Annotated in this window: 8 protein-coding genes; 4 read left to right on the top strand and 4 right to left on the bottom strand. The window is 70.7% G+C overall.

The window, feature by feature from the left end; genetic code table 11:
- The 4 genes from AB0M20_RS12260 to AB0M20_RS12275 all read right to left on the bottom strand — a co-directional run.
- Positions 1 to 3,156, bottom strand: a 3,156-nt coding sequence (locus AB0M20_RS12260; RefSeq protein WP_364297296.1) for a multifunctional oxoglutarate decarboxylase/oxoglutarate dehydrogenase thiamine pyrophosphate-binding subunit/dihydrolipoyllysine-residue succinyltransferase subunit, incomplete at its 3' end; no start/stop codon positions are given.
- Between the two features lie 129 nt (positions 3,157 to 3,285).
- A complete protein-coding gene (locus AB0M20_RS12265; protein ID WP_364297298.1) occupies positions 3,286 to 4,113 on the bottom strand; it encodes an ABC transporter permease in 828 nt (275 codons plus the stop codon).
- The gene (locus AB0M20_RS12270) at positions 4,110 to 5,024 is read right to left on the bottom strand and encodes an ATP-binding cassette domain-containing protein (protein ID WP_364297300.1); all 915 of its coding nucleotides are present in this window, start codon (positions 5,022 to 5,024) and stop codon (positions 4,110 to 4,112) included. The genes AB0M20_RS12265 and AB0M20_RS12270 overlap by 4 nt, the downstream gene beginning before the upstream one ends.
- Before the next feature lie 4 nt (positions 5,025 to 5,028).
- The gene (locus AB0M20_RS12275) at positions 5,029 to 5,685 is read right to left on the bottom strand and encodes a hypothetical protein (RefSeq protein WP_364297302.1); all 657 of its coding nucleotides are present in this window, start codon (positions 5,683 to 5,685) and stop codon (positions 5,029 to 5,031) included.
- Positions 5,686 to 5,792: 107 nt separating this feature from the next.
- On the opposite strand from AB0M20_RS12275, the gene AB0M20_RS12280 reads away from it, so the two are divergent.
- The 4 genes from AB0M20_RS12280 (at position 5,793) to AB0M20_RS12295 (ending at position 9,738) form a co-directional block, all read left to right on the top strand.
- Complete coding sequence (locus tag AB0M20_RS12280; RefSeq protein WP_364297304.1) at positions 5,793 to 6,554, top strand: GNAT family N-acyltransferase; 762 nt, start codon at positions 5,793 to 5,795, stop codon at positions 6,552 to 6,554.
- On the top strand, positions 6,551 to 7,360 hold the full coding sequence (locus AB0M20_RS12285; protein ID WP_364297306.1) for a lysophospholipid acyltransferase family protein: 810 nt from the start codon (positions 6,551 to 6,553) through the stop codon (positions 7,358 to 7,360). Before AB0M20_RS12280 ends, AB0M20_RS12285 begins: the two co-directional genes overlap by 4 nt.
- Before the next feature lie 28 nt (positions 7,361 to 7,388).
- Positions 7,389 to 8,102, top strand: a complete 714-nt coding sequence (locus tag AB0M20_RS12290) for a response regulator transcription factor (RefSeq protein ID WP_364297308.1) — start codon at positions 7,389 to 7,391, stop codon at positions 8,100 to 8,102.
- Between the two features lie 61 nt (positions 8,103 to 8,163).
- On the top strand, positions 8,164 to 9,738 hold the full coding sequence (locus AB0M20_RS12295) for a HAMP domain-containing sensor histidine kinase (RefSeq protein WP_364297310.1): 1,575 nt from the start codon (positions 8,164 to 8,166) through the stop codon (positions 9,736 to 9,738).
- The last annotated feature ends 226 nt before the right edge of the window (positions 9,739 to 9,964 follow it).

Genomic DNA, 9,964 nt, shown 5'->3' on the forward strand with positions numbered 1-9,964 from the left:
CTGCGCGCACATCTGCAGGAACCGCTCCGGCCGGCCGGACGAGTGGTCGGGACCCTGCCCCTCCTGGCCGTGCGGCAACAACAGCACCAGCGAGGACTGCTGACCCCACTTCACCTCGCCGGAGGTGATGAACTCGTCCACGATCGACTGTGCGCCGTTCACGAAGTCGCCGAACTGCGCCTCCCACAGCACCAGCGCGTCCGGGTTCTCCACCGAGTAGCCGTACTCGAAGCCCATCGCCGCGTACTCGCTGAGCAATGAGTCGTGGATGAAGAAGCGGGCGCTGCCGGTGGCCAGCGTGGACAGCGGCAGGAAGTCCTTGCCGGTTTTGGAGTCGACCAGCGAGGCGTGCCGGGAGACGAACGTGCCGCGCCGCGAGTCCTGTCCGGCGAGCCGGACAGTCACGCCCTGCTGCAGCAGAGTGCCGAACGCGATCAGCTCGCCGAAGCCCCAGTCGATGCCGCCCTCGGCGGCCATCTTGGCCCGGCGCTCGAGCAGCTGCTGCACCCGCTTGTGCGGGGTGAAGCCCTCGGGCAGGTCGATGTGCGCCTGGCCGACCGCCTGCACCGCGGCCGGGTCGGCCGCGGTCTCGACCTCGGGCTCCGGCTCGTCCTGGCGTACCCGTGCCCGCGGCGGACTGCCGGCCGCGTCGCGGGTCGCCTTGAACACCTGCTCGAGCTGCTGCTGGTAGTCGCGCAGCTGCTCCTGGGCGTCGTCGACGGTGATGTCGCCGCGGCCGATCAGCTCCTCGGTGTAGAGCTTCCGCACGCTGCGCTTCGTGTCGATGATCTCGTACATGCGGGGGTTGGTCATCGACGGGTCGTCGCCCTCGTTGTGGCCGCGGCGGCGGTAGCAGACCAGGTCGATCACCACGTCCTTGTTGAACGCCTGGCGGTACTCGAACGCCAGCTTCGCGACGCGGACCACGGCCTCGGGGTCGTCGCCGTTCACGTGGAAGATCGGCGCCTGGATCATCCGCGCCACGTCGGTCGAGTAGAGCGAGGACCGGCTGTACTCCGGCGCCGTGGTGAAGCCGACCTGGTTGTTGACCACCACGTGCACGGTGCCGCCGGTGCGGTAGCCGCGCAGCTGCGACAGGTTCAGCGTCTCGGCCACCACACCCTGCCCGGCGAACGCGGCGTCGCCGTGCACCAGCACCGGCAGCACGGTGTAGCCGTGCAGGCCCAGGTCGAGGCGGTCCTGCTTGGCGCGCACGATGCCCTCGAGCACCGGGTCGACCGCCTCCAGGTGGGACGGGTTGGCCACCACGCTGACCGTCGTCGAGTGCTCGCCGTCGGGCGTCGTGTACTTCCCGGTCTGACCCAGGTGGTACTTGACGTCGCCGGAGCCGTGCGACGACTTCGGGTCCATCTGACCCTCGAACTCGTTGAAGATCTTCTCGTACGGCTTGCCGACGATGTTGACCAGCACGTTCAGCCGGCCGCGGTGGGCCATGCCGATGACCATCTCGTCGAGGCCGCTCTCCGCCGAGGCCTTGAGCACCTCGTCGAGCAGCGGGATCAGCGACTCGCCGCCCTCCAGCGAGAACCGCTTCTGTCCGACGAACTTCGTCTGCAGGAAGGTCTCGAACGCCTCCGCGGCGTTCAGCCGGTTGAGCACGTGCTTCTGCTCGTCGATGTCCGGCTTCGCGTACTTGATCTCGATGCGGTCCTGGATCCAGCGCCGCTCCTCGGGGCCCTGGATGTGCATGTACTCGATGCCGACCCGGCGGCAGTAGGTGTCGCGCAGCACGCCCAGCACGTCGCGCAGCTTCATCTTCTGCTTGCCGGCGAACCCGCCGACCGGGAACACCCGGTCCAGGTCCCACAGCGTCAGCCCGTGCTGCAGCACGTCGAGGTCGGGGTGCCGCCGGATCTCGAACTCCAGCGGGTCGGTGTCGGCCATCAAGTGACCGCGCACCCGGTACGCGTGGATCAGCTCGACCACCCGGGCGGCCTTGTCGATCTGCCCCTCGGAGGTGCGGGCGACGTCGCGCACCCAGCGCACCGGCTCGTACGGGATCCGCAGCGAGGTGAAGATGTCGTCGTAGAAGGCGTGGTCGCCGAGCAGAAACTCGTGCATCGCCTTGAGGAACTCGCCGGACTGCGCGCCCTGGATGACCCGGTGGTCGTACGTGCTGGTCAGCGTCGTGACCTTGCTGACGCCGTGCTCGGCCAGCGTCTCGTCGGACATGCCGGAGTAGGGCGCCGGGTACTCCATCGCACCCACGCCGATGATCGCGCTCTGCCCGGTCATCAGCCGCGGGATCGAGTGGACCGTGCCGATGCCGCCCGGGTTGGTCAGCGAGATCGTCGTGCCCGAGTAGTCGTCCATGGTCAGCTCGTTGCGCCGGGCCCGCCGGACCACGTCCTCGTACGCCTGCCAGAACTTGCGGAAGTCCATCGTCTCGCAGTTCTTGATCGACGGGACGACCAGCGTGCGCGACCCGTCCTTCTTGGCCAGGTCGATCGCGATGCCCAGGTTGATGTGCTCGGGCGCCACCAGGGCGGGCTTGCCGTCCACCTCGGCGAAGGAGTTGTTCATCTCCGGGTGCGCCATCACCGAGCGGACCAGCGCCCAGCCGATCAGGTGGGTGAAGCTGACCTTGCCACCACGCCCGCGGGCGAGGTGGTTGTTGATCACGATGCGGTTGTCCACCAGCAGCTTCGCCGGGACTGCGCGCACGCTGGTCGCCGTGGGCACCTCGAGGGAGGCGTCCATGTTCTGCACGATGCGGGCGGCCACGCCGCGCAGGGTGGTCACCGAGGCGCCCTCGGGCGTCTTGCCGTTCGCGGCCGCCTTCGGCTTGCGCTGCGGCTGCGTCTGCGGCTCCGGCTTCTGCGCCGGCTTGGTCTCGGGCGCGGCCTTCGGCGGCGCCGAGGGCACGGTCGGCTTCACCGGCGCGACGCTCGTGGCGGCCGGGGCGTCGGTGCCCGCCTTGGCGGCCGAGGCGGTCGCGTTCGCGGCCGTCGCCTCGTCGGGCGTGACGATCGACCCGGTGGCCATGGCCGGCTTGTAGTCGGCGAAGAAATCGTGCCAGGCAGGATCGACACTGCTCGGGTCGGCCAGGTAGCGCTGGTACATCTCGTCGACGATCCACTCGTTGGGACCGAAGTCCGCGAGTGGATTTTCGTGCGAAGTCTGCTGGGTCGACACTGCCGTGTTCGCCTCTTTCACCGTTTGTCAGCACGCGACTCGATGGTCACACGGGACGGAATGAACGGTGTCAAGGTTACGCCGCATGGGAAGCGCGGGGGTCACGGGCTACAAGCGCAGCACCGATTACTAGCTGATGTCGCGCCGTCGCATGATCAACGTCCCGATGGCGCCGGTGATCAGGGCGTACCCGATCAACACCGCCGCGCCCACCCAGCGCGGCGGGTTCCCCGGCAGGTCGGTCCCGGCGACCATCAGCTGCGACGCCGTGGTCGGCACGATCACCTCGAGCTTGGCGAAGAAGTCGGCGACGAACTGCGTCAGCAGCGCGAAGGCCACACTGCCGCCGATCGAGCCGATCAGATAACCGATCGAGAGGGTCAGCGTCGCACCGATCTGGCTGCGGATCAGCACCCCGGCGCCGACGCCGAGAATCGCCCACAGCGCGTACGCCAGCGCGTTGAGCCCGATCGCCCGCCACACCGCCGGCTCGCCCAGCTGCACCGGCACGTCCAGCGACCGCAGCACGAACGGCACCACCAGCAGGTTGAGCACGGTGGTGAGCAGCCAGAACCCCAGCCCCAGCAGCACCCCGGCGGCGAGCTTGGCCAGCACCACCCGCTCGCGGTGCGGCGTGACCAGGAAGGTGTTGGTGGCGGTCTGGTGGTGGAACTCGTTGGTCACCAGGATCGCGCCGAGCAGCATCACCAGCAGCACGCCGAGGAACTGCCCGCTGGTGTAGTGGGTGGTCGCCACGTTGATGTCCGAACCGACCACGGCGAGCAGCTCCGCCTGGTCGGGTGGCACCTCGGCGTCCGCCGGGATGTCGCTGGTGAGGCTCGTCGTGCCCCAGTTGTAGAGCACCGCGAGGCCCCACAGCGGCACCATGACCAACCCGAAGATCCACCACGTCGAGGTGGTGCGGATCTTGGTCAGCTCGGCCAGGACCAGCCTCATCGAATGCCCGCCTTCCCGGCAGTGAGCTGCAGGAACACCTGTTCCAGATCGGCTTTCTCGCCGGTCAGCTCGTGCAGCTCGACCTGCGCGGTGAAGGCGGCGTGCCCGACCTGGGCCGCCTCGACGCCGGAGACCAGCAGAGCGCCGTCCGGCTGCGGCGTGATCGACGGGCCGAACTGCGCCAGCGCCTGGGTCAGCTTCGCCGGGTCGGGCGTACGCACCCGCACCTGCACCGCCGCACCCATCGAGCCCAGCACCTCGTCGACCGGGCCCTGCGAGATCAACCGGCCGGCGGCCACGATCACCACGTCGTCGGCGAGCAGCTGCATCTCGCTCAGCAGATGGCTGGAGACCAGCACCGTGCGACCCTCGGCGGCCAGCGTCTTGAGCAGGTCGCGCATCCACCGGATGCCCTCGGGGTCGAGCCCGTTGGCCGGCTCGTCGAGGATCAGCACCCGCGGGTCACCGAGCATCGCGGCGGCGATGCCCAGCCGCTGCCGCATGCCGAGGGAGTAGCCCTTGAACTTGCGCCTCGCCGCCGGGGTCAGCCCGACCAGCGCCAGCGCCTCGTCGGCGCGCTGCGACGGCAGGCCGGCCGCGCGGCAGATCACCCGCAGATGGTTGATGCCCGTGCGGCCCTTGTGCGCGCTGCTCGCCTCGAGCACCGCGCCGACATGCCGGATCGGCTCGTCGAGCTCGAGGTAGCGGCGGCCGCCGATGGTGGCGGAGCCGGAGGTCGGGGTGACCAGGTTGAGCAGCATGCGCAGCGTCGTCGTCTTGCCCGCGCCGTTGGGCCCGAGGAAGCCGGTGACCCGCCCCGCCCGCACGGTGAAGGACAGGTCGTCGACCGCCCGCAGCTGTTTGTACTGCTTCGACAGACGGTCGACGATGATCTCCGTTGGCCCGGTCACCCGGTCAGGGTACTGAAGCGATCTCGATCCATGTGGCCCGCGCGGCGGCGAGCCGCGTGCCGTCCGCCGCATACACGGTCGAACCGGTGATGGCCTTTCGGCCGGACATCGCGTCGGCGCGCCCGACCACGACGCAGCTCGCGCCCGGCGCCGGCACCCGGTCGATCGCCACGGCGATCCGGCCGAGGACGAACAGCCGCCCGGTGTGCAGCGCCGACCAGCCACCGGGGCAGTCGAGCGCGGCCCACATCGTCTCCTCGCCGACGTCGCCGGGCGCCACCCACGGCGCCGCGGTGCGCCCGTCGGGCAGCCGGCCCGGGAAGATCCGCAGACCGTCGGGCCGCTCGGTGCCGCAGACGTAGCAGGTGGGGAACGGGTGCTCGGTGAAGCCGGGATAGCCGGCCGACACCTCGGTCGCCGCCGCGACGCTCGCGAACGGCACCGGCTCGATCGCCTCGGTGACCGGCCGGACCTCGGCGACCAGCTCGCCGCCGGGCGCGTGGAACGCCGAGCCGTCCGCGGTCAGCGGGGTGTCCAGCGGCGGCGGCCGGCGCAACGTCACCTCCCGCGGGCCGGGACCGACGGCCAGCGCGAAGGCGCCCGCCGACCAGCCGCCGTTGCCGGAGCCGGGCGGACCGTTGAACCGAGCCGGAATCTGCACCCGATCACGCTCTCACAGGGGTACGACATCGCGGCGTTCATGTTCCCGACATCGCGCGCTGCCTGAGCCGACACGCCGACGGCAGGAACGGCACCTACACAGGACGCATGACCATTCTGCTGACCGCCGGCTCATCGACCGGGACCAGTGGTTACACCCTCCTGATCGCGGACAGCGCCGATCAGGTGGCCGCCGCGCAGCGACTGCGGCACGACGTCTTCGCCGGCGAGCTGGGGGCGACGCTGCCCACCGCGGTGGACGGCCGCGACGTCGACGACTTCGACGACTTCTGCGATCACCTGATCGTGCGCGAGGACGCCACCGGCACGGTGGTGGGCACGTACCGGCTGCTGTCGCCGGCCGCCGCCGAGCGGGCCGGCCGCCGCTACGCCGACGGCGAGTTCGACATGGGCAAGCTGCGCCCGCTGCGCGACCAGCTCGTCGAGACCGGACGGTCCTGCGTGCACCCGGATCACCGCGACGGCGCCGTGGTCAACCTGATCTGGGCGGGCATCGCCCGCTACCTGCACCTGCACAACCTGCGCTGGCTCGGCGGCTGCGCCTCGGTCCCGCTGGACGACGGCGGCGAGCTGGCCGCGGGGGTCTGGGCCCGGGTGTCCGCCGGGCACCTGTCGCCGCCCGCGCTGCGGGTCACCCCGCGCACGCCGTGGCTCGGCGCCGGTCGCCCGCCCGGTGACCCGGCCACCAAGCTGCCCCCGCTGCTGCGTGGATACCTGCGGCTGGGCAGCTGGGTGTGCGGCGAGCCGGCCTACGACCCACTGTTTCGCACCGCCGACTTCTACGTGTTGTTCTCGATGGACCGGATGGACCCGCGCTACCGCCGGCACTTCCTGGGGGTGCCGCGATGACCGTCTGGCAGCCGGTCTCGGGGTGCGGCCCGCGCTGCCGCACCGGCGGCGACGAGCTGATCGCGGGCGTCCGCGTCGCGCTGCGGCTCGCCGCGGTGGCCGGCGTGCTGCTGCTCGGGCTGGTGATCGTGCCGTTGCGGCGGCGCACCGGGGTCCGCACCGTGGCGCGCCTGTTGCTCGGCGCGCTCGGCGTGCGCCTGCGCCTGCGCGGCCCGGCGGTCCGCGACGGCAGCCTGGTGGTCGCCAACCACGTCTCCTGGCTGGACATCGTGGCGTTGCTGGCGGTGCGGCCGGCGCGGCTCGTGGCCAAGTGCGAGGTGCGCGACTGGCCCTGCATCGGGTTGCTGGCCGCGGTGACCGGCGCGATCTTCGTGGACCGCGCCCGGCCGAAGACGCTGCCCGCGACGGTGGCCGAGGTGACTGCCGCGCTGCGCGCCGGCACGTCGGTCGCGGTCTTCCCGGAAGGTACGACCCATTGCGGTGACGCCCGCTGTGCCCCGTCCTTTCGCCCGGCGATGTTCCAGGCCGCGCTCGACGCCGGCGCTCCGGTGGTGCCGGTCTCCCTCACCTACGACTCCAGCGCCGTGGCGTTCATCGGCGACGACACCCTGTGGTCCTCGGTCCGCCGGGTTTGCGCCCTACGCCGCCCGACGGTCACGATGACTGCCGCGTCCGCGCTGCATCCGGTCTCCGGCGCCGACCGCCGGATCCTCGCGCAGGCCGCTCAGGCGTCGGTGAGCTGCCTGGTTCCATCGGTGCCGAATCACCTGGCTCACAGAAAACTTTCAGCTGTCATGCAGGCATAGCGCAGTCGCTGGGAGAAGGATGGGGCCTATGGCCACTCAGACCCAGCCCAAGCAGAGCGAGGCGAAGCTGCTCGTCGTCGAGGACGACGCGAACATTCTCGAGCTGCTCTCCGCCAGCCTTCGCTTCGCCGGGTTCGACGTGAGCACGGCGACCAGCGGCAGCGCGGCGGTGACCGCCGCCAAGAGCGCGAACCCCGACCTCGTAGTGCTCGACGTGATGCTGCCCGACCTGGACGGCTTCGAGGTCATCCGGTTGATGCGTGAGGGCGGCGCGCGTACCCCCGTGGTGTTCCTGACCGCCCGCGACGGCACCGACGACAAGATCCGCGGCCTCACCCTGGGCGGCGACGACTACGTGACCAAGCCGTTCAGCCTCGAGGAGCTGACCGCGCGCATCCGGGCGGTGCTGCGGCGCACCACGGCCGGCGACGAGACGCCGTCCCGCCTCACCTTCGCCGACCTCGAGCTCGACGAGGAGACGCACGAGGTCTACCGCGCCGGCCAGCGGGTCCAGCTCTCGCCGACCGAGTTCAAGCTGCTGCGTTACCTGATGCTGAACGCCAACCGGGTGCTCTCCAAGGCGCAGATCCTCGACCACGTGTGGAAGTACGATTTCCGCGGTGACGACAACATCGTGGAGTCCTACATCTCCTACCTGCGGCGCAAGGTCGACAACGTGCAGCCGCGCCTGATCCACACCCTCCGCGGCGTCGGGTACGTGCTGCGCAAACCAGCGGCCTGAGACTCCGGTGACCGTCTTCGTCGAGCCGACCCCGGCGTTCGCGCCCGAGCAGCAGCAGGGGCTGCCCGGTCAGCGCGGCGCGAGCCGGCTTCGCAGCACCCCGCTGCGGGTCAAGCTGATCGCCTCGGTGCTCGCGCTGGTCTTCGCCGCGCTCACCCTGATCAGCGTGTCCAGCACGTTCGCGCTGCGCAGCTACATGATCGAGCGGATGGACGGCGAGCTCGCCGTGTGGACCGAGACGATCTCGTTCCAGCTACGCAACATCTCGCTCTCCGAGCTGGACTCCGTCGAGACGGACGCGACCTTCCCGAGCGAGTACATGTTCGGCGTGCGGGCGGTCTCCGGTGTGGGCGAGAACTTCTCCAACAACACCAAGCTCACCGACGCCGACATGCCACCGGTCTTCACGACGTACGACGCGATCGAGCGTCGGATCGAGGACCAGCCGTTCACGGCCACCTCGCCGAACAAGCGGCAGCACTGGCGGATGATGATCAGCTTCACCCGGCAGGGCGACGTCATCTACGTCGGCCGCAACATGGGCGAGATCGACTTCGCCATGGGCCGGCTGATCTGGATCGACCTGCTGGTCGGGTTCGGGGTGCTGGTCGCGCTGGCGGCCGTCGGCGCGGCGGTGGTGCGCACCAGCCTGCGCCCGCTGGTCGAGATCGAGCAGACCGCCGGGGCCATCGCGGCCGGTGACCTCACCCGCCGCGTGCCCGATCCGGAGCCGTACGCGATCGAACCGCAGACCGAGCTGGGCCGGCTGTCCCGCGCGCTGAACGCGATGCTCACCCAGATCGAGGCGGCGTTCACCGCCCGGGCGCAGTCCGAGACGGCGGCCCGCGCGGCCGAGTCGGCGGCCCGCGACGCCGCCGAGGACGCCCGGGTGTCCGAGGCGCGAGCGGTGCGGTCGGAGGAGAAGATGCGGCAGTTCGTCGCGGACGCTTCGCACGAGTTGCGTACGCCGCTGACCTCGATCCGCGGCTTCGCCGAGCTGTACCGGCAGGGCGCGGTGGCCGAGCCGGCCGACGTGGCCGCGCTGGTCCGGCGCATCGAGGACGAGGCCTCCCGGATGGGCCTGCTGGTCGAGGATCTGTTGCTGCTCGCCCGGCTGGACCGGGAGCGGCCGATCCAGCTGGCGCCGGTCGAGCTGCCGGTGCTGGCGCTCGAGGCGGTCGAGGCGGCGCGGGTGGTCGCGCCCGAGCGGCAGATCGAGCTGGACATCCGGGACGACTCGGACCGGCTGATCGCGTACGGGGACGACGCCCGGCTGCGCCAGGTGATCGGGAACCTGATGACCAACGCGCTGGTGCACACGCCGCACGACGCCAAGGTGACGCTGCGGCTCTCCACCGCCTCCGGCAACCGGGCGGTGATCGACGTGGTGGACACCGGGCGAGGCCTGTCCGCCGAGCAGCGCGAGCACGTCTTCGAGCGCTTCTACCGCGCCGACGAGGCACGGACCCGCCGGACCGACCGCGCGTCCACCGGCACGGGCCTGGGACTGGCGATCGTGGCGGCCATCGTGCGCGCCCACCACGGCAGCGTCGACGTCATCAGCGAGCCGGGCGAGGGTGCCACCTTCCGGGTGACCTTGCCCGCGATAGACCGGGAAAGTCACCCTTCCGACTGAGATCTCCATTCACAGAAAACATCCAGCCCAGGCACAGGGGCGTCGGAGACCGAATGGGCAATGTATGTCCCATGACCGAGCACGAGACCAACCCGCAGCGGCACGAGACTCCGACTTCGCCGGAGCCGTCGCACCGGCCCGCGGACGGCTCCTTCGCGGGCAACGCCGCCTACTCCGGTGGCGCTCCGGCGGGGGTTGAGTCCGAGCCGACGACGGCCCAGCAGCC

Origin of the sequence: Actinoplanes sp. NPDC051633 (assembly GCF_040681735.1) — a bacterium.
Lineage (GTDB): Bacteria > Actinomycetota > Actinomycetes > Mycobacteriales > Micromonosporaceae > Actinoplanes.